The organism is Actinotalea alkalitolerans, from assembly GCF_023369855.1.
Lineage (GTDB): Bacteria > Actinomycetota > Actinomycetes > Actinomycetales > Cellulomonadaceae > Actinotalea.
In genome coordinates, this window is sequence record NZ_JAMBPP010000011.1 from 109,124 (window position 1) to 128,047 (window position 18,924).

Here is an 18,924-nt window from a genome sequence, read left to right on the forward strand (position 1 = left end):
GCTCCATGGGGATCGAGGAAGAGCTGCTCCTGATCGACGGTGCGACCGGGCGGCCGATCGCCCGTGCGGGCGATGCGGTCAGGCACGCGACGCAGGGCGAGCCGGAGGGCGGTGCGGCCGTGGGCGGCTCGGTCGACGGCGAGCTCCAGCTGGAGCAGCTCGAGATCGACACCCCGCCGCAGACCGATCTCGGCGCGCTGTCGTCACAGCTGCGGGCCTGGCGAGGGCGGGCGGTCCAGGCGGGTCGGGACGTCGGCGCGCAGGTGGCGGCACTGGGGACCTCACCGCTCCCGGTGCGACCGACGCTCGCACCGTCACCGCGGTTCCTGCGGATCGCCGAGCGGTTCGGTCTGACCGCGAGGGAGGAGCTCATCTCGGGGTGTCATGTCCACGTCTCGGTCGACTCCCTCGAGGAGGCCGTGGGGGTGATCGACCGGATCCGGATCTGGTTGCCCGCCCTGCTGGCCCTCAGCGCCAACTCGCCCTTCTGGCAGGGGCAGGACTCGGGGTACGCGAGCTTCCGGTCCCAGGTCTGGCTGAGGTGGCCCTCCGCGGGCCCGAGCGAGCTGTTCGGCTCGGCTGACGGGTATCGGCGGGCCGTCGAGGAGATGATCGCGACCGGGGTGGTGCTGGACGAGAAGATGGTCTACCTCGATGCGCGCGCCTCGAGCCGGTACCCGACCGTGGAGGTCCGGGCGGCTGACGTCTGCCTCGAGGTCGAGGACGCGGTGCTGGTGGCCGGGTTGTGTCGCGGTCTGGTCGAGACCGCGGCCCACGAGTGGCAGGCAGGTGAGCCTGCCGCGCCTGTCACGACGTCGCTGCTGCGGCTCGCCCGCTGGCAGGCGGGTCGCGATGGGCTCGACGGCGAGCTGCTGGACCCGTGGCGCAGCACCCCTCGTCCCGCGCGGGACGTGGTCGAGGCGATGCTCGAGCACGTGCGGCCGGCCCTGGCGCGGACCGGTGACGAGGAGGCGGTCGAGACGCGGTTCGAGCAGGTGCTGAGCCGGGGGACGGGAGCGCGCCGTCAGCGCGAGGTCTTCGCACGGAGCGGCGACCTGTCCGCGGTGGTGGCGGATGCCGTCCGGGTGACGGCGGGCCACCGCTGAGGTGTGCGGGGCGCGGTGTGTCACGGGCGCCGACGGGGCACCCGCCGATCGGCAGGGCCTCGACCACGACCGCGTGTCAGCGAGCATGATGGACCGATGGACACCCCGTCGGAGCTCTTGATGATCCAGGTCGAGCAGGCCGGTGCGCGCTCCTGGTGGGCGTCCCTGGTCGCCACGCTCACCGCTGTGCCCGGCTACCGCCTGCATCGGCTGGTGGCCGTCGTCGACGGCTCTCCTCGCTACGTGAGCGCGACGTTCATGGCCCCGGTGATCGGTGCGGTCCGGTGGGACGAGGAGGCGGTCCCGGGCCTGACGCGGTGCCTGACGGACCTCTGCGCCGAGATCGAGACCGACGGGTGGGTCCGGACCGGTCGGGACGCGCAGCTGTGGGAGGTGCGCTACGCCCGGCCGGGTCCCGGCTCCTGACCGGGACGGCCCGTCAGCGGCAGGTGCACTGCTGGGGTCGGGGTACCCCGGCCATGACGGCATCGACGTGCATCCCGCAGCCGCTCCAGGTGACCTTTCCACATCGCGAGCATCGGGCCGGACTGCACATGTCGTGTCTCCTTGATCGATCGGTGATAGGAGAACAATACCCCGGGGGGTATCTATCTGTCATGCGGGGTGACGGCCGCGGGTGTCGTGCCGAGGAGGGGCGGCCCCGACGCCGGACGACTAGGGTCGCCCGGGTGGGCACCGCGAAGAGGTCGACCAAGAAGCAGCAGGCGTCGACCACCGGTCGGTTGCCGGATCCGGGCACGATCCGGCGGCACGTCGAGGACGCGTACGCGACGTGCCGTGACGACCACGGAGGCCAGGTCGCCGACTACATCCCGGGCCTCGCGCAGACCCCCGCCGATCTCTTCGGGATCTGCTTCGCGGCGGTGGACGGTCAGGTCTACGAGCAGGGCGACGTCGAGGTGCCGTTCTCGATCCAGAGCATCTCCAAGCCCTTCGTCTACGCCTTGGTGTGCGAGGCGGTCGGCCACACCGAGGCCCGCGAGCGTCTCGGCGTCAACGGCACCGGTCTACCCTTCGACTCCGTGATGGCCGTCGAGCTGCACGAGGAACGGACGATGAACCCGCTGGTCAACGCCGGGGCCATCGCGACGACGAGCCTGGTCCCTGGAGACACCGTCGAGGACAAGTGGCAGCTCGTCCTGCGAGGCCTGTCGCGGTTCGCCGGGCGCGACCTCGAGCTCGACGAGGAGATCCTCGCCTCGGAGTCCGAGTCCAACCGACGGAACAGGGGGATCGCCCACCTGCTGCGGGGCTACGACCAGCTCTACTTCGACCCGGACGGCACCACCGAGGTCTACACCCGGCAGTGCTCGATCGCCGTGACCGTGCACGACCTCGCGATCATGGCGGCCACCCTCGCCGACGGTGGGGTCAACCCGGTGACCGGCGAACGCGTCGTGGACGCGGGGACCTCGCGGCGGGTCCTGGCGGTCATGGCCACTGCAGGCATGTACGAGAGATCCGGCGACTGGTTGTACGAGGTCGGCCTGCCCGGCAAGAGCGGGGTCAGCGGCGGCATCGTCACCGTCTCGCCGGGCAAGGGCGGGCTGGGGACGTTCTCCCCGCCGCTGGACGACGCGGGCAACAGCGTGCGTGGGCAACGGGCCACGAGGGAGCTCTCCGAGCGGCTCGGTCTCAACCTGTTCGCTTCGGGCGAGCCCATCGTGGACGGCGACATGGACGACCCTCGCTGAGGTCGGGTCTCACGAGGTGGTGTCAGAGCGGACGAGCTCACCCGCACGACGGTCGGCCCAGTACTCGGCCAGCTCTCGTCGGACCACCGGGAACAGCAGGTAGAGACCGAGGATGTTGATGAACGCGCACAGGAAGAGCATCGCGTCGGCCAGGGCGACCACGTCACCCAGGGTCACGACCGAGCCCAGCGCCGTGCAGGTGACGAAGACGACCTGGAAGGTGCGCTCGGTCCGTGGGGTCCGTCCGAAGATCGTCGTCCACGCCTTCTGGGAGTAGTAGGCCCAGGTGATCAGCGTCGAGAAGGCGAAGAGCGCGACGGCGACGGCCAGGACGTAGGGGAACCAGGGGAGCACCGTGGCGAACGCGTCCGAGGTGAGCGTCACGCCGTCGCCCGGCCCGGGGCCGCCGGCCGCGACCTCCGCACGACCGTCGAGCCAGGACTGCGGGCGGGCGATGATGATGGCCAGGGCGGTGAAGGTGCAGACCACCACCGTGTCGATGAACGGCTCGAGCGCCGCGACGAACCCCTCGGTCACCGGGCGGCGGGTGCGGACCGTCGAGTGGGCGATGGGCGCGGAGCCGATGCCTGCCTCGTTGGAGAACGCGGCACGCTGGAAGCCGATGATGATGACACCGACGATGCCACCGCCGACCCCCTGCGGGGAGAAGGCGCCGGCGAGGATCTCCCCGAAGGCAGGTCCGATCTGCTGCGCGTTGACCACCAGGACCGCGGAGCAGGACGCGAGGTAGACGATGGCCATCGCCGGGACCAGCTTGCTGGTGACCCGGGCGATCGACTTGATGCCCCCGATGATCACGACGGCGACCCCGGTCGCGAGCAGGATGCCGAAGAGCAGAGCCGCTCCGTCGCCCCCCAGAACCCCGTCCTCGCCGCCCGTGACGTTGCGTGCCTGGGCGTAGGTCTGGTTGGACTGGAACATGTTGCCGCCCACGGCGCCGAAGAAGAAGATCGCCACGGCGTAGACGCCGGTCAGGACCTTGGCGGGCAGCCGGCCGAACCGGGCGAAGGCGATCGGGAGGTAGCGGAACGGGCCGCCGGTCACGGTGCCGTCCTCGTGCTCCTCGCGGTACTTCACCCCGAGCGTGCACTCGACGAACTTGGTGCACATGCCCAGCAGCCCGGCCAGGATCATCCACAGGGTCGCCCCCGCACCACCGATCGTGACGGCGATCGCGACCCCTGCGATGTTCCCCAGGCCCACCGTGCCCGAGACGGCCGAGGACAACGCCTGGAAGTGGCTCACCTCACCGGGGTCGTCCTTGCGGCCGTACCTGCCTCGCACCAGCGCCAGCGCGTGGCCCATGCCGCGGAACTGGATACCGCGCAGGGCGACCGTGAAGAAGATCGCAGCGGCGATGAGCCAGGCGATGAGGATCGGGAACCCCACCGGGCCCAGCCGGACCTCGGAGAAGATGACGCCGGACACTGCGGCGGCGATCGGCTCGAACCACGAGTTGATCGCCTCCTCGATGCGGCTCACGGTCGATCCGGGGGCGGCGCTCGTCACCAGGGCTCGTGTCATCGGAGCAGTTCACACGACTGTGACCGGAGTCACAAGTGGAGGCGAGCCTCGGTGAGATCAGCGCCCCCGACCGTAGCGGCGCATCGTGAGCGGCCCGAACACCCCGACGAGCACCGCCGACCACACCAGCACCATGAGCACCTCGGCGCTGGTCGCGGTACCGGCCATCAGGCCGCGCTCGGCCGTCACGAGGTGGGAGATCGGGTTGACCTCGACGAAGGCCTGGAGCCATCCGGGCATCGTCGCAGGGTCCACGAAGATGTTGCTGCCGAAGGTGAACGGCGTGATGACCATCATGCTCACGCCCATGACGGCGTTGGGCGTGCGGAGCACGAGGCTCAGGAACGTCCAGATCCAGCCGAACGAGAAAGCGAACAGCAGCAGGAGCGCGACCGCAGCGACCACCCCGGCAAGGCCGCCGGTCGGCCGGAACCCGATGATCAGGCCCAGGCCCAGGATCACCGTCGAGGCGATCGTGAACCGGAAGGCGTCACCCAGGAGCATCCCGACCAGGGCCGAGGGGCGCCAGATCGGCAACGACCGGAAGCGGTCGAAGACCCCCTTCTGGATGTCGGTGTTGAGGGTCACCCCGGTGTACATCGTGATCATGATGACCCCCTGCACGAGGATCCCCGGGAGCAGGAACTGGATGTAGTCGCGGGGGCTGCCCGCGAGCGCTCCGCCGAAGAGGTAGGTGAAGAGCAGGGTGATCATCACCGGGAAGACGGTGACGTCGAACAGCTGCTCGGGGACGTGCTTGATCTTGAGCAGGGCGCGCCACCCGAAGGCCATCGAGGTGGACAGCGGTCCGGGGCGGGGCGGGCGCGTGCCCGTGGAGAGCGCCGAGTGCACGGCCTGCACGTCGGTGCGGAGCGTGGGGGTCTCCTTCTCGAGCGTCATGCTGCTCCCTCCGTGAGGTCGGTGGCGGGCTCGTCCCCGCTCTGGGCGAGATGACCGGTCAGGGCGAGGAAGACCTCGTCGAGGCTTGGTTGACCGAGGGAGAACTGGGCGACGGTGATGCCCTGCGCCTCGAGCTCGGAGATCGCCCGCATCGCAGGGGCCGACGACTCGACCGTTGCTGACAGCGCTGCCGGGTCGGAGGCTACGAGCACCTCGGCGCCCAGGGCGCGGGCGACGATCTCGGCGGCCCGGGGTCGGTCCTCGGGGTGGCGCACGCGCACATGGAGGGCACCCGAGCCCACCGAGGCCTTGAGCTGGCCCGGGGTGCCCTCGGCGATCACCCGCCCGGTGTCGATCACCGAGATCCTGTCGGCGAGCTGGTCGGCCTCGTCCAGGTACTGGGTGGTGAGCAGGACGGTCGTCCCGGCGCCCACCATCGCGCGGATGATGTCCCACACCTGGTTGCGGCTGCGGGGGTCCAGGCCGGTCGTCGGCTCGTCGAGGAAGATCAGCTCGGGGGTCACGACGATGCTCGCCGCGATGTCGATGCGGCGGCGCATCCCGCCGGAGTACTTCTTGACCAGCCGGTCGCTCGCCTCGCTGAGCCCGAAGGCGTCGAGCAGCTCGGCAGCCCGACGGCGTGCCCCGCTGCGGGAGTAGCCGAGCAGGCGTGCGACCAGGACGAGGTTCTCCAGGCCGGTGAGGTCCTCGTCCACCGAGGCGAACTGCCCGGTGAGGGCCACGGCGCTGCGCACCTCGTCGGCCTGGTGCACGACGTCCTTGCCCAGGACCCTGGCCGTCCCGCCGTCGGGCCGCAGCAGGGTCGCGAGCATCCGGATGGTGGTCGTCTTGCCCGCTCCGTTGGGTCCCAGGAAACCGTGCACCCCGCCTCGTTCCACCTGCAGGTCGATGCCGTCCACCGCGGGGGTGCCGTTGTAGGTCTTGACCAGCTTCTCGGTCTCGATCGCCAGGTCGGTCATGGCACTCCTCGCACGTCGGTCTGTCAACGGGTGGTGGGCCCAAGGACCCCTTCTCTTCCGAATAGGAACACTAGGATCGTCTCGATGACCGACGCAACGGAATTGCCCGACGGATCGGGACCGGACGCCCGGCTGAGCCCGACGGCCTACGCGCTCCTGGGGCTGCTGGCGTTCACCGAGCGGAGCGACGTCGGGCTGACCGGGTACGAGATCAAGCAGATGGCCGACCGCACGCTGCGCTTCTACTGGGTCTCACCGGCGATGAGCCAGGTCTACTCCGAGATGGGGCGCCTGGTCCGAGCGGGCATGGTCGCCGCGCAGCACGATGCCGCCGGCGCGCGCCCGACCACCCGGTACGTGATCACCGACGACGGGCGGGTCGCCGTGCGGACGTGGATGGACCGCACCGCGGTCGGCTTCCCGGTGCTCAAGCACCCGGTGGCCCTGCGTCTGCTGATGGGCCATCTGAGCACCCCCGAGGCGATGCGGGCCATGCTCGAGGAGTACCGGGCGTCGTTGGCCGTAAGGCGGGCCGAGCTGCAGGGCGTCCGTGACCAGCTGGGCGACCGCGAGGAGGTGAGGTACCCGGCCATGGTCGCCGACTGGGGGCTGGACTACTACGACGCCGAGGCACGGATCGTGACGTCGCTCGCCGACCGTGCCGGGCAGGTGCCTGGTGTCAGTACGACGGCGAGAACGCCCGCACCCGGTGCCACCGAGGACCGTACCGACGGTGGAGCACCGGCGAGTCCACCTCCGCCAGGGAGGTGACGGTCGCCCTGACACGCCGCGCGATCGAGGTCGCGTCCTGGTCGCCGTCGGCCAGGAACCGGACGGTGACCCTCGCCTGGCCGCGGACCACGGAGATCTCGCAGGCCTCGACCGTCGTGCGCTCTCGCGCCGCCGTGGCCGCCGTCGGCAGCACCGTCGACGGGTCGGTCCCCGGTCGCAGCATCCCGACGGCAAGGGTCACACGGTAGGAGGGCACGCCCCGAAGCGTAGGTCTGCGGAGCCGTCTGGGCCGATCGGCCGGTCTCGAGGGACCCTCGGGCGTGGGAACGTATCGCCCATGACCTCCGACCCGTATCAGCTGTTCCCCGGCAAGCACTTCATCAGCACGGTCCTCGAGGCGCTCGAGACGAAGACCGCGATGTCGGGCGAGCTCGCGCGGCGCTACCTCCAGCGGGCCGCGATGGCCGGGATCATCATCGGGCTGCTGTACGTCGCGCACTACGGCGTCGTGGCTGCCTTCGACACGGTGGTCGTGGGCGGCTCGTCGCTGCGCGAGCTCGGGCGTCTGGCAGGGGCACTGACCTTCGGCTGGGCTCTGGTGTTCATCTACTACTCCAAGTCCGAGCTCCTCACCTCGAACATGATGGTCGTGTCGATCGGTGCCTACTACCGGCGGACGAGCTGGGCCAAGGCGCTGCGCCTGCTCGGCCTGTGCTTCCTCGGCAACTTCCTGGGTGGACTGCTCATCGCAGCGCTCGTGCGGTTCAGCACCCTGACCGACGGCGCCACCTTCACGGAGATGCAGGCCTCGGTCGACCACAAGCTCGAGTTCATCACGGCGGGTGCCGGCGGGTGGGGCGACCTGTTCGTCCGGGCCGTCCTGTGCAACTTCGCGATCAACCTGGCGATGCTGCTGATCTACAACGGCCTGATCAAGGACGACCTGACGAAGAGCCTGGTGATGATCATCGCGGTGTTCATCTTCGCCTTCCTGGGCCTCGAGCACTCGGTGGCCAACACGGTGCTGTTCACCGTCGTCGGCCTCCAGGACGGCATCCACCTGGGTCTCGCCGGGGCCAACGTGGCGATCGCGCTGCTCGGCAACTTCATCGGCGGTGGGCTGCTCATCGGCCTGTACTACGCCTACGCCAACGACGACGCGCGCTACCTGCGCAAGCGCTCGACGCACTCCTGACCTCAGCGCGGAGCGTCGTCGAGCACCTCGTAGCGGTTCTTCCCTCGCGCCTTGGCGCGGTACATCGCGGCGTCCGCGCGGTGGAGCACCTCGTCGACGGTCGCCGGGGCGGGTTCGTCCCGTGCGGGGGGCCTGGCATACGTGATGCCGATGCTCGCCGTGACGTGATGGGCACGGCCCCGGACATGGACCACCGGGGCGAGCGCCTCGGTGACCCGGCGCGCGATCTCCACGGCCAGCTCCCGCACGGACGTCCCCCCCGCAGCGCGCGGTGAGGTGCCCTCCCGGTCCCAGGGCTCGACGACGATCACGAACTCGTCCCCGCCGACACGGGCCACGACGTCATCGGGTCGCAGCGCGTGCTGCAGCCGCAGGGCGGTCTCCTGCAGGACGATGTCACCGGCCGAGTGCCCCCCGGAGTCGTTGACCTCCTTGAACCCGTCGAGGTCGATGAACAGCACGGCGACCTCCTGACCGTCGACGTGCGCCCGGCTCAGGGCGGCTTCGAGCGTGGTGACCAGGAGCGCCCTGTTCGGCAGGCCCGTGAGGCTGTCGTGCAGGGCCGCATGGGTCAACCTGTCCTCGGCATGCACCAGGTCGCTGACGTCGCGGATCACGGCGAGCATCTCGACGACGCTGCCCTCGGAGTCCCGGCGGAACGGCGTCACCCGGTGGTTGAGCCAGCACCAGCGATCGTCGACCTCCCGGGCGCGGTAGCGGCTCTGCAGGGTGTGGCCGTCCTGGAGGTGCAAGGCCTCGCCGTAGAGGCCGGCCAGCTCGGACAGGTCGTCAGGGTGGACCAGGGCGAGCAGGCCCGGGATCCCCAGGGTCATCAGGTCCTCGACCGCCGAACCGAGGATCTCCTTGCCCGGTGACACGTACAGCAGTCGACCTTCGCTCACCTCGGTGACCACGGTGATGTCGGGGCTGGCCGCGAGGACCGCGTCGGAGAAGGCGCTGGCACGTCGGGCCGTGGACTGCGCGTGCTCGAGGTCCGTCATGTCCAGGTGGCTCCCGCGCACCCTCGTGGGGCGACCGTCGTCGTCGTGCTCCACCTCCAGGGCCGCCCGGATCACACGCTCGGACGAGTCGTCGGCGCGCAGGATGCGGAACTCGACGTCGTGACGACCCGCCGTCGTGAGAGCCGTCGCCCACACGGCGCGAGCCCGGGCCCGGTCGCTCTCGACCACGAGCTCGGCGCAGCGCTCAGGGGTCAGCGAGCCTGGTTCGGCGCCCCACAGGGCGCACAGCTCGTCCGAGAACCTCCAGGTGCCCGTCGTGGTGTCGAGGTCGAACCCACCGAGCCGACCGAGCAGCTGGGCCTCACGGAGCTTGTGGCGTTCCTCGACCAGCGCGCGCGTCGCGGCGCGCTCGGACGTGACGTCCGTGAGGGCTGCCACCGCTCCGAGGACCTCGCCGTCGGGCCCGGTCATCCGGCTCGCCCGGACGACGACCTCGCGGTGAGGTCCTCGGACGGGGCCGACCAGGACGTCCAGGGGTTCGAGGTCCTCGCCGCGCAGCGCCCGGACCAGCGGGTACCGGTCGGCCGGGAGGGGTCGACCTGACGGGTGGAGGACGTCGATCAACGGTTCGAGGTCAGCGGTGTGTAGGCCGCCGAGCCCGGACTGCAGACCGAACAGCTCGCGCTCGGCGCGGTTGCTGACGTTGATCACCCCGTGGGCGTCGCACGAGACGATGCCCACCTCGATCGTCTCGAGCAGGGCATCGGTGAAGCTGGTCCGGCGGGCGAGCTCGGCACTGGTCGCCGCGAGCTCGGCATGTGCGGCCGCCAGCTCGCCGGGGGCATGGTCGAGGGCCTCCGCAGGGCGGGGCCGGCGTTGGGTGGGCAGCAGCACGCGCAGGAGGGGGGAGAGTCGCTGCCGCAGGACGGTACGTCGGACCAGCACGGGACCTCCCTGTTCGCGTCGGCCCCTGCGACGACGTCCCCGACAGACGGGACGTCCCTCTCCCTATCGGCACACAGCCGCTCGACCTGAGCGAGAGCTACCCGGCCTGATCAGATGAAGAACGCACCGTTGGACCTGTCGGCCTCACCGAGGAACGTGGCCACCCCGCCCAGCTCGACCCCCTCCACGAGGTCCTCGGGAGCGATCCCGAGCAGGTCCATGGTCATCGTGCAGCCGACGAGGCGGACCCCGGAGGCCTGGGCCGAGGCGATGAGCTCGGGCAGGCTGGGCACGTTGTTGTCCCGCATGACCTTCTTCATCAGCCCGGTGCCCGCCCCGAGCATGTGCAGCGTCGAGAGCTTCAGGTGGTCGGCCCCGGAAGGGAGCATCGCGGAGAACATCCGGTTCATCACCGACCGTGGCCGGGCGGGCGGGTCCTGGCGACGTAGGGCGTTGAGCCCCCAGAAGGTGAAGAACATCGAGACCTCGTCGCCCATCGCGACGGCGCCGTTGGCCAGGATGAACGCGGCGAGGACCTTGTCGAGCTCGCCCGAGAAGACGACGAAGGACTTCATGCCCTGCTGGTCCGGCGTGCCCGGTTCGGGCGCCGCTCCGGGGAGCTGGGACGAGGTGCCCTTGCGGATCCGGGCCGCGTAGCCGGGACCCTCGGGGGTCAGCGAGAGCACGGTGTGCCCGTTGCGTGAGGCCCACGCCGGCGCGTCGAGCCGGAAGCCCGGGTCCGAGACGTGCGCCACGACCTCGTCGCCGTCGGCCAGCGTCCGGATGGTGTCCTGGAGCTTCATGATGGGGCCCGGGCAGGCCAGGCCGGTGCAGTCGAGGTCGACCAGCACCCCCGTGGAGACCGACGGTGCGGGGGACGCTGCACGGACGGGAGCGGGGGCGGTCTCGGCGTAGGAGATCACCGGCGTGGGGGAGTCGACCTCACTCGGCGTGACGTCGTGGAACGCCCGGAAGGTGGCCATCCCGCCCGAGAGCGTCCGGACGTCGGTGAAGCCGCGCTGCACCAGCGCGCGGTAGGCCAGGTAGCTCCGGAACCCCACGGCGCAGTACAGGCGCAGGGGTGTGGCCCGGTCCCAGTCCGCCTGGGCCGACCGGAGCTCCTCGAGCGGGACGTTCTCGGCACCCGGGAGGTGCCAGAGAGAGAACTCCTGCGGTCCACGCACGTCGATGACCCGGGCGCCGTCGGTGGCCTGGGGGTAGTCGCGGGCGTGCCACAGCTCGAGGTCGCCTCGCAGGGTGTTCGACGCGACGAAACCGATCATGTTGACAGGGTCCTTGGCCGAGCCGAAGGGCGGCGCGTAGGCCAGCTCGAGCGTCTCGAGGTCCTCGACCGTCATGCCCGCCCGGAGCGCGGTCGCCAGGACGTCGAGCCGCTTGTCGACACCGTCGAAGCCGGCGATCTGGGCCCCGAGGATACGTCCGGTGCCGGGCGAGAAGAGCAGCTTCATGTGCATCATCGCCGTCCCGGGGTAGTACCCGGCATGCCCGTGCGGATGGGTCTGGACCGCGGCGTAGGGCACCCCCGCTGCGAGGAGCTGCTTCTCCGAGGCGCCCGTGCCGCCGGCCACCATGTCGAAGACCTTCACGACCGACGTCCCCTGGGTCGAGTCGTAGACGGTGTCCCGTCCGCAGATGTTGTCGGCGGCGACCCGACCCTGGCGGTTCGCCGGCCCGGCGAGCGGGATGAGCCACGTCTCGGGCAGCACGGTGTGCTCGACCTCGACGGCGTCGCCGGCCGCGTAGATGTGAGGGTCTGACGTGCGCATGTGGTGGTCGACGGCGATCCCGCCCCGGGGACCGATCTCCAGGCCGGCGGCGACCGCCAGCTCGGTGCTGGGGCGCACCCCGGCGGCGAGCATCACCAGGTCGGTGGTCAGGACGGTGCCGTTCTTCAGCTCGACGGCGACCCTCCCGTCCGGTGTCTCGACGAAGGCTGCGGCAGCAGTCCCCAGGTGCAGCCCGATGCCGTGCGCGCGCAGGTAGTTCTCCATGGTCGTGGTGATCTCGCGGTCCAGCGGGGGCATGATCTGGTCGGCCATCTCCACGACCTCGACCTGGACGCCTCGACCGTGCAGGTTCTCTGCCATCTCGAGGCCGATGTACCCCGCGCCGATCACCACCGCGTGGGAGACGCCACCCGTGCGAGCGCCGTCCCCGGCGCCGTCGACCGCGGCCTTGATCGTGTCCATGTCCCCGATGCGGCGCAGGACGTGGACCGCGGGGAGGTCGATGCCCGGCAGGGGTGGTCGGACGGGCGTGGCGCCGGGCGCCAGGGCGAGGGTGTCGTAGGACTCGACGGAGACCTCACCCGAGTCGACCGAGCGCACCGTGACCGTGCGCGCCTCCCGGTCGATCCCCACGACCTCCATGCCCACGCGCACGTCGATCGCGAGCGATCCCTGCAGGCTCTGCGGTGTCTGGAGCATGAGCCGGCTGCGATCGGTGATGACCTCGCCGACGTGGTAGGGCAGGCCGCAGTTCGCGAACGAGACGTGGTGGCTGCGCTCGAGCACGACGATCTCGGCGTGCTCGTCCAGGCGACGAGCTCGTGCGGCGATGGACATCCCTGCGGCGACCCCGCCGACGACGACGATCTTCATGGCTGGTGTTCCTGTCCTCGGTGTGTCCTGCGACCGTACGAGGCGGGGCGGGACTCTCCCCAGGACTTCCGTCGCATACCCCTGCGGGTATAGGCAGCCGTGGGGGGTCGGCCAGCACGCGAGGGGGCATCGTTGACCGATCAGGTCACGAGCTCATCGGTGGTGCTGCGTGAGCCAGTCCTCGAGCTCGTCGGCGGGCAGAGGTCTGCTGTGGACGTATCCCTGGCTCTCGTCGCACCCGGACTCGCGGAGTGCGACAAGGGTCTGCTCGTCCTCGACACCTTCGGCGACCAGCCGTAGCCCGAGGCGATGGGCGAGCTCGACCGTCGCGGTGACGATCGCTGCGGTCCGGGGGTCCTCGAGCACCCGGGAGGTGAAGGACTGGTCGAGCTTGAGCTCGACCGCGGGCAACGTCTGGAGGTACGTCAAGGACGAGTACCCCGTGCCGTAGTCGTCGATGCTGAGCCCTACCCCACGGGCCGCGATGTCCTGGGCGGCCCGAAGACCACCCGGGGCGTCGACCATGAGGGTCGTCTCGGTGACCTCGACGACCAGCAGCGAGGGGTCCAGGCCCGTGGACGCGAGGACCTCGTCGAGCAGGGTCGTCAGCGCGTCGTCGATCAGGAAGCTCGTCGAGACGTTGACCGCGACGCGGATGCGTCGCCCCGGCTGCTGCCACCGGGCGGCCTGCCGGGTGGCCTGCCACATCACGTGGGTGGTGAGGGACGGCATGAGCCCGTGCTGCTCGACCAGGTGGAGGAAGGCCCCCGGGGCGAGCAGCCCGTGCACCGGGTGCTCCCACCGCACCAGCGCCTCGAACCCCGTGATGCTCCCCGTGCCCATGCAGACCTGGGGCTGGTAGTGGACGACGAACTGCCCGTGGGCGCCGGCGTCAGGACCGAGGGCGCCTCGCAGCTCTTCGACCCGGACGGCGCGCTGCCGGACCTGCAGGTCGACCTCTTCGTCGTACCGGGAGACACCCGCGCCGGTCGACTTGGCGGCGAACATCGCGACGTCGGCCCGACGCAGGAGCTCGCCGTCGGCGAGCTCACCGTGGGCGACCGCCACACCGACGCTGACCGGTGCAGCGAGACGGAAGCCGCCCACGTCGACAGGCCGGGCGGCCTCGGCGACGAGCTGCTCGGCCAGGACGCCCCCTCGTTCCTCGTCGCCGGGGAGGAGCACCGCGAACTCGTCCCCGCCCAGTCGGGCGAAGAGGGCGTCGGCAGGGACGCGCGCGCCCAGACGTGCGGCGGCGGACCGCAGCAGGAGATCACCCACGCCGTGGCCGTACCGGTCGTTGACCTCCTTGAACCGGTCGAGGTCCACGACGAGCAGGCACACCTGGCCGGACTCCCGTGCTGCCCGGGTGAGGTGCCTCATCAGCTCCCGGCGGTTGGCCGTACCGGTGAGGTCGTCGGTGCGCGCCTCCAGACGGGAGCGCGAGAGCTGGGAGAGCTCCCTGACCAGGAGTCCGGTGCGGGCGACGACCCCCAGCACCGCAAGCAGGCCGAACACGGTCGCGGCGTTCGCGGTGTCCTCGGTCAGCGCGGAGGCCACCGATGGTCGGACGGCGCGCCCGCCGATCAGGACGAGGACGGTCACGCTGGCCATCAGGATCCCCGTCGACCCGAGGGTCGTGCTCTGGGCGCTCGCCTCGTTCGGGGTGGTCGCGGCGGGACTGAGCAGCGTGCACCACACGAGAGCAGCACCCGCGAGGACCCACGCCACCAGCGACCAGGTGACACCGGCCCGCGCGACACCCGCAGCCAGGTCCACGGACTCGCCGGCGGCGATGACGCCGATGGCGGCCACCACGCCCCACAGCCTGCGGTCACGCCAGAGCCCGCTCAAGGAGGCGACGGTCAGGACGGTGCCCACGAGGACCACCGCGGCACCGAGCCGCAGAAGAGACCCCTGCACCTGCCACCACGGCATCGAGGTCATCGCATGGCCGGTCCACCACAGCAGCAGGTTCCCGACGGCGACCGCGGCGAGCACCGCGCTGATGCCGTTGAGCCTGTCGCCCGGTGCCGCGGTCGTTCCCGTGAAGCGGTTCCAGCGCACCAGACCGGGGTAGACGGCGAAGGTGGCGGCGAGCGCGGCGGCGCCCGACACGGTCCCGGGGAGCTCGTCGGGGAGCCGGGCCGTGGGAGCCAGGACGAGGAGGACGTCGAGCACCAGCTGTGCGACGGCGCCGAAGGTCATCAGGGCGAAGGCACGGGACCAGCTGCGCCAGAGGTCACGCTCGCCCACTCGGCTGACGCTCGAGGTCCGGACTCGCCCGCGCAGCGTCCGCCAGGCGCCGAGCAGCACGAGCACGGCGAGGCAGCCGTGGAGTGGCGCACCACCTTCTGCTGGGACGGCGGCCAGGACCAGCACCGTCGCGCTGAGAGCCGTGAGGGCTACGGGCCGGACCAGGGCGCGGCGGCGAGTCGCTGCTGCCCGCGCCGACCTGCTCATGCCTTCCTATCGACCACGGGAGACGGCGCGTGAGTGCAAGCGCTTCCCGCAGCGCGCGGCCGAGCGCTAGAACGGGTGGAGGAGCCGGTGGACGAACTGCCGGGTGCGCTCCTGCTGCGGGGCCCGCAGGACGAGGTCCGGGTCGCCGTGCTCGACGATCGTGCCGCCGTCGACGAAGGCGACCTCGTGCGCGACCTCACGGGCGAACTGCAGCTCATGGGTCACGATGACCATCGTCCAGCCCTCGTGCGCGAGCTCCTTGATCAGCCCGAGCACGTCACCGACGAGCTCGGGGTCCAGGGCCGACGTCGGCTCGTCGAAGAGCAGCAGGGCGGGCTGCAGGGCGAGGGCCCGCACGATCCCGACGCGTTGCTGCTGGCCCCCGGAGAGCTCGAAGGGGTACGCGTCGCGCTTCTGGGCAAGACCCACCCGGTCGAGCAACCCCTCGGCGTCGGCCACGGCCTCGGTCCGTGGACGACGCTGGACCACGACCGGGCCCTCGATCACGTTCTCCAGGACGGTCTTGTGGGGGAAGAGGTTGTAGTGCTGGAAGACCATCGCGGACCGGTCGCGCAGGGCGGCCAGCTGCCGCCGGGTGGGCCTGCTCGCGAAGTCGACCGAGACGTCCTCGCCCACGGCGAGCGTCCCGCCGTCGGCGATCTCCAACCCGTTCAGGCACCGCAGGACGGTCGTCTTGCCCGAGCCCGAGGGCCCGATCAGGGCCAGCACCTTGCCCCGGTCGAGGGAGAGGTCCACCGACCGCAGGACCTCGGTCGAGCCGAAGCTCTTGCGCAACCCGCGCACCCGGAGGAGGGGTCGGCCCCCCTCGTCCTCGGCACCGGCCCCGGCGGGCGGCTCGAGCGACCCGTGCGCCGCGTCAGTGGGCGACATAGCGGTCCAACCTCTTCTCGAGGGATCCCTGGACCGTGGACAGGGCCAGGCAGATCACCCAGTAGACCCCGGCGGCCTCCAGGTACAGCAGCATGAACTCCTGGCTGAAGGCCGCCACCTGCTGCGCCTGGCGGAACAGCTCGGTGACCAGGATCAACGAGGCCAGGGAGGTGTCCTTCACGAGGCTGATGAAGGTGTTCGAGAGCGGTGGGACCGAGACCCTCGCGGCCTGGGGCAGGATGATCCGACGCAACGCGAGCCGGTGCGACATGCCGATCATGTAGGCCGCCTCCCACTGCCCCTTGGGCACCGAGAGGATCGCTGCCCGGATCACCTCGGCCGCGTACCCTCCCACGTTGATCGAGAAGGCGATCACCGCGCTGGGCCACGGGCTGATCACCACACCGATCGACGGCAGCCCGTAGAAGATCACGAAGAGCTGCACGAGCAACGGGGTGCCGCGGACCACCGAGATGTACCCACGGGCGACGCCCGACAACCACCACCGCGACGACAACCGCATCAGTGCGAGCACGAGCGCCAGCACGAGTCCCAGCGCGAAGGACATCAGGGCGAGCGGGATCGTCCCCCGGACCGCCCCGAGGGTGATCGGCCACAACGACTCCACGAGCAGGTCCCAGGTCGCCTGGCTCACCGCGCCGGTCCCGGTCCGATGGCCACCGGCTCAGCTCGAGACGTCGGTGCCGAAGTACTTCTCGGAGATCTCGGCGAGGGTGCCGTCCTGCGCGAGGCTCGCCAGCGCCTCGCTGACGGCGTCCGCGAGCGAGGTGCTGCCCTGGGCGAAGGCGAAGGCGCTGAGCGACTGCTCCTGCGTCTCGGCGGCGATCTTGAGGCCCGAGGCGTCGTTGGCCTGGGCGAAGTCCAGGAAGGTGAGCTTGTCGTTGATCGTCGCGTCGACCCGGCTCTGCTCGACCAGGGCGACGGCCTGCGCCCACCCCTCGATGGCCTCGATCCGGGCGCCGCTCTCCTGGGCCAGGGTGTGCCAGTTGCTCGTCAGCGACTGGGCGGTGGTCCGGCCATCGAGGTCCTCGAAGGAGGTGATCGAGTCGTCGTCGGCCCGGACCACGATGACCCCTGTCGAGACGGTGTACGGGGCGGAGAAGGTGTACGCCTCCTCACGGTCGGGGGTGATCGAGACCTGGTTGGCGATCACGTCGAAACGCCCGGCGGCCAGACCGGCGAAGATCGCGTCCCACTGGGTCTCCTGGAACTCGACGTCCACGCCGAGCTCCTCCGCCACGGCCGTGACGACCTCGACGTCGTAGCCTGTCAGGTCGCCCGAGCCGTCCTCGTGGAACGAGAAGGGGCGGTAGGTGCCCTCGGTACCCACCACCAGCACCCCGGCGTCCTGGATGTCCGTGAGCGAGGTGTCCGCTCCGTCCGACGGTGTGCTCTGCGTGCTCCCGGTGTCGGAGGAGTTCTCGGTCGCGGGGTCCGCCGCGCACGCCGCGAGGGCGAGCGCGGCGGCGGCGACGGCGGCGGTGCGGAGCAGGGTCTTCGACATGGCTGGGGAGTCCTCGGGTCGGTGCAGGGCGGTCGGGCGAGCGGGGGGAAGGATCCGGCGGGCGGCTGACGGGCGGGCCGCGAGCGTGAGCCTTCCCGGGACCTGCAACACCAGCGTGTGCGCCGTGATTCCGGGGCCCCGCCGGGGATTCCCGGCTCCGGTGTCGAGGTGGGCACTGCGTGGGCGAGCACCAGGTGTGGTCAGGGGGGGCGGACGGGGTGGCTCACCACCGGGGTGCGGGACCGGGAGGCTGGATCAACCGTCGATCAGGCCGGGCACCGGGGCGGACCGCCGGGGCGGCGTGAGGTCGTGCTCGGCGTTGAGTCGCCACGCGTGCGTGGCCTGCTCGTCCACCGCCGTCGCCCTCAGACCGGCGGGGCGAACGCGTGGCCGTCCCACACCCAGTCCAGGCGTTCGCGGATGCTGGACGCGGCGAGCACTCCGACGGGATGCAGCAGTCGCAGCTCCTCGCCGGCGGACGTGGACCCGGCCACCAGACCTGTGACGTTGGTGAAGGTGTGCCATGCGCCGTCGTCCGAGCGGGTGGTCGGTGCCTGGAGGTCGCCGGCGCGGTGCCAGCCCCCGGCAGCCAGGACCGGCTCGACCTCGATGAACGCTCCGGTAACCGTCTGCTGGGTGCACTGGGCGTCGTCGCACGACCACAGCTCCCAGTCCGTGCTGCTCACCCCGCCCGCGTCCGGTGCCGACGGGTCCGTCTGACGGGCGAGCACGCGCTGGGGCCCGCTACCCTCCTGGCCGACGGCCAGCGGATCGGCCGTCGGGTCGACCAGGGCAGCTCCGGGGACGAGCCGAAGGGTGCGACCCAGGTACGGCAGCAGGTCGGTCGGGGCGGCCACGTCGAGAGACACGGGGGGCAGGGGACGGTGGAGGTCCATCACAGGCAGGCTCGCACCCTGCCTGTGCAGCACCTCGCGCGCGGCGAGGAAGGCGGGGGCGAGGTCGCTGCGGACGGTCAGCTGCACCGGCGTCGAGGGCTGGGCGGAGCCGGCCGGGCGGTCGTTGGGGCGGGTCACGTAGAACAGCTGGGGGAGGTCGGGGACGAACCCGGGCGACGGGTTCGGCCCTGCCACCCCTAGCGCCGAGGCGAGCACCTGCGCCTGCAGGACGGGGTTGTCCTTGATCAGGTTCAGGTACCCGCCGATCTGCGTGATGTTCTGCGGCGGGGGGATCCTGGAGGGGAAGAGGTCTCCGGACAGTGCGAGCCGGCGCAGGATGATCTGCTGCGCCTCGAGCATGTCCGGTGCGATCGCCTGCTCGAGGATCGCCGTGAGGGCATCGATCGCGCGGTCCTCGGCGCTTCGCGAGGTCTCGGCCATGGTGAGT

At 70.9% G+C, this 18,924-nt stretch carries 16 protein-coding genes; 6 read left to right on the top strand and 10 right to left on the bottom strand.

The annotated features are described in order from the left end of the window. The first annotated feature begins 5 nt into the window (after window positions 1-5). The 3 genes from M1R94_RS14685 to glsA all read left to right on the top strand — a co-directional run bounded on the left by M1R94_RS14685 (window position 6) and on the right by glsA (window position 2,821). The gene (locus M1R94_RS14685) at window positions 6-1,106 is read left to right on the top strand and encodes a carboxylate-amine ligase (protein WP_249382462.1); all 1,101 of its coding nucleotides are present in this window, start codon (window positions 6-8) and stop codon (window positions 1,104-1,106) included. Between the two features lie 96 nt (window positions 1,107-1,202). Continuing rightward, window positions 1,203-1,532, top strand: a complete 330-nt coding sequence (locus M1R94_RS14690; protein ID WP_249382463.1) for a hypothetical protein — start codon at window positions 1,203-1,205, stop codon at window positions 1,530-1,532. 263 nt (window positions 1,533-1,795) lie between these two features. After that, window positions 1,796-2,821, top strand: a complete 1,026-nt coding sequence (gene glsA / locus M1R94_RS14695) for a glutaminase A (protein ID WP_249382464.1) — start codon at window positions 1,796-1,798, stop codon at window positions 2,819-2,821. Between the two features lie 9 nt (window positions 2,822-2,830). Here the strand turns inward: glsA and M1R94_RS14700 are convergent, their stop codons facing one another. The 3 genes from M1R94_RS14700 to M1R94_RS14710 are packed head-to-tail and all read right to left on the bottom strand — an operon-like array spanning window position 2,831 to window position 6,246. Continuing rightward, window positions 2,831-4,366 carry an alanine/glycine:cation symporter family protein gene (locus tag M1R94_RS14700; RefSeq protein WP_249382465.1) on the bottom strand — a complete coding sequence of 512 codons (1,536 nt, stop codon included), beginning with the start codon at window positions 4,364-4,366 and terminating at the stop codon, window positions 2,831-2,833. A 57-nt stretch (window positions 4,367-4,423) separates the two neighbouring features. After that, complete coding sequence (locus M1R94_RS14705; protein WP_249382466.1) at window positions 4,424-5,266, bottom strand: ABC transporter permease; 843 nt, start codon at window positions 5,264-5,266, stop codon at window positions 4,424-4,426. Further along, window positions 5,263-6,246, bottom strand: coding sequence for an ATP-binding cassette domain-containing protein (locus tag M1R94_RS14710; RefSeq protein ID WP_249382467.1), 984 nt, complete (start codon window positions 6,244-6,246; stop codon window positions 5,263-5,265). Before M1R94_RS14710 ends, M1R94_RS14705 begins: the two co-directional genes overlap by 4 nt. A gap of 84 nt (window positions 6,247-6,330) precedes the next feature. Between M1R94_RS14710 and M1R94_RS14715 the strand changes: the two genes are divergently transcribed. The 3 genes from M1R94_RS14715 to M1R94_RS14725 all read left to right on the top strand — a co-directional run bounded on the left by M1R94_RS14715 (window position 6,331) and on the right by M1R94_RS14725 (window position 8,173). Then, a complete protein-coding gene (locus M1R94_RS14715) occupies window positions 6,331-7,017 on the top strand; it encodes a PadR family transcriptional regulator (protein ID WP_249382468.1) in 687 nt (228 codons plus the stop codon). After that, window positions 7,014-7,226, top strand: coding sequence for a hypothetical protein (locus tag M1R94_RS14720; RefSeq protein WP_249382469.1), 213 nt, complete (start codon window positions 7,014-7,016; stop codon window positions 7,224-7,226). Before M1R94_RS14715 ends, M1R94_RS14720 begins: the two co-directional genes overlap by 4 nt. Window positions 7,227-7,315: 89 nt before the next feature. Then, window positions 7,316-8,173: a formate/nitrite transporter family protein gene (locus M1R94_RS14725; RefSeq protein ID WP_249382470.1), complete on the top strand. Its 858-nt coding sequence runs from the start codon at window positions 7,316-7,318 to the stop codon at window positions 8,171-8,173. A 2-nt stretch (window positions 8,174-8,175) separates the two neighbouring features. Here the strand turns inward: M1R94_RS14725 and M1R94_RS14730 are convergent, their stop codons facing one another. From M1R94_RS14730 to M1R94_RS14760, 7 genes are all read right to left on the bottom strand, one after another. Continuing rightward, window positions 8,176-10,080: a sensor domain-containing protein gene (locus M1R94_RS14730; RefSeq protein WP_249382471.1), complete on the bottom strand. Its 1,905-nt coding sequence runs from the start codon at window positions 10,078-10,080 to the stop codon at window positions 8,176-8,178. 110 nt (window positions 10,081-10,190) lie between these two features. Next, the gene (locus M1R94_RS14735; RefSeq protein WP_249382472.1) at window positions 10,191-12,701 is read right to left on the bottom strand and encodes an FAD-dependent oxidoreductase; all 2,511 of its coding nucleotides are present in this window, start codon (window positions 12,699-12,701) and stop codon (window positions 10,191-10,193) included. A 153-nt stretch (window positions 12,702-12,854) separates the two neighbouring features. Further along, window positions 12,855-15,164 (bottom strand): putative bifunctional diguanylate cyclase/phosphodiesterase, encoded by a 2,310-nt coding sequence (locus M1R94_RS14740; RefSeq protein ID WP_249382473.1) that lies wholly within the window; start codon window positions 15,162-15,164, stop codon window positions 12,855-12,857. A gap of 66 nt (window positions 15,165-15,230) precedes the next feature. Further along, the gene (locus tag M1R94_RS14745; RefSeq protein WP_249382474.1) at window positions 15,231-16,055 is read right to left on the bottom strand and encodes an amino acid ABC transporter ATP-binding protein; all 825 of its coding nucleotides are present in this window, start codon (window positions 16,053-16,055) and stop codon (window positions 15,231-15,233) included. Further along, window positions 16,042-16,710, bottom strand: coding sequence for an amino acid ABC transporter permease (locus M1R94_RS14750; RefSeq protein ID WP_249382475.1), 669 nt, complete (start codon window positions 16,708-16,710; stop codon window positions 16,042-16,044). The genes M1R94_RS14745 and M1R94_RS14750 overlap by 14 nt, the downstream gene beginning before the upstream one ends. 30 nt (window positions 16,711-16,740) lie before the next feature. Next, window positions 16,741-17,580, bottom strand: coding sequence for an amino acid ABC transporter substrate-binding protein (locus M1R94_RS14755; RefSeq protein WP_249382476.1), 840 nt, complete (start codon window positions 17,578-17,580; stop codon window positions 16,741-16,743). Window positions 17,581-17,945: 365 nt separating this feature from the next. Further along, a complete protein-coding gene (locus M1R94_RS14760) occupies window positions 17,946-18,917 on the bottom strand; it encodes a hypothetical protein (protein ID WP_249382477.1) in 972 nt (323 codons plus the stop codon). Window positions 18,918-18,924: the final 7 nt, after the last annotated feature.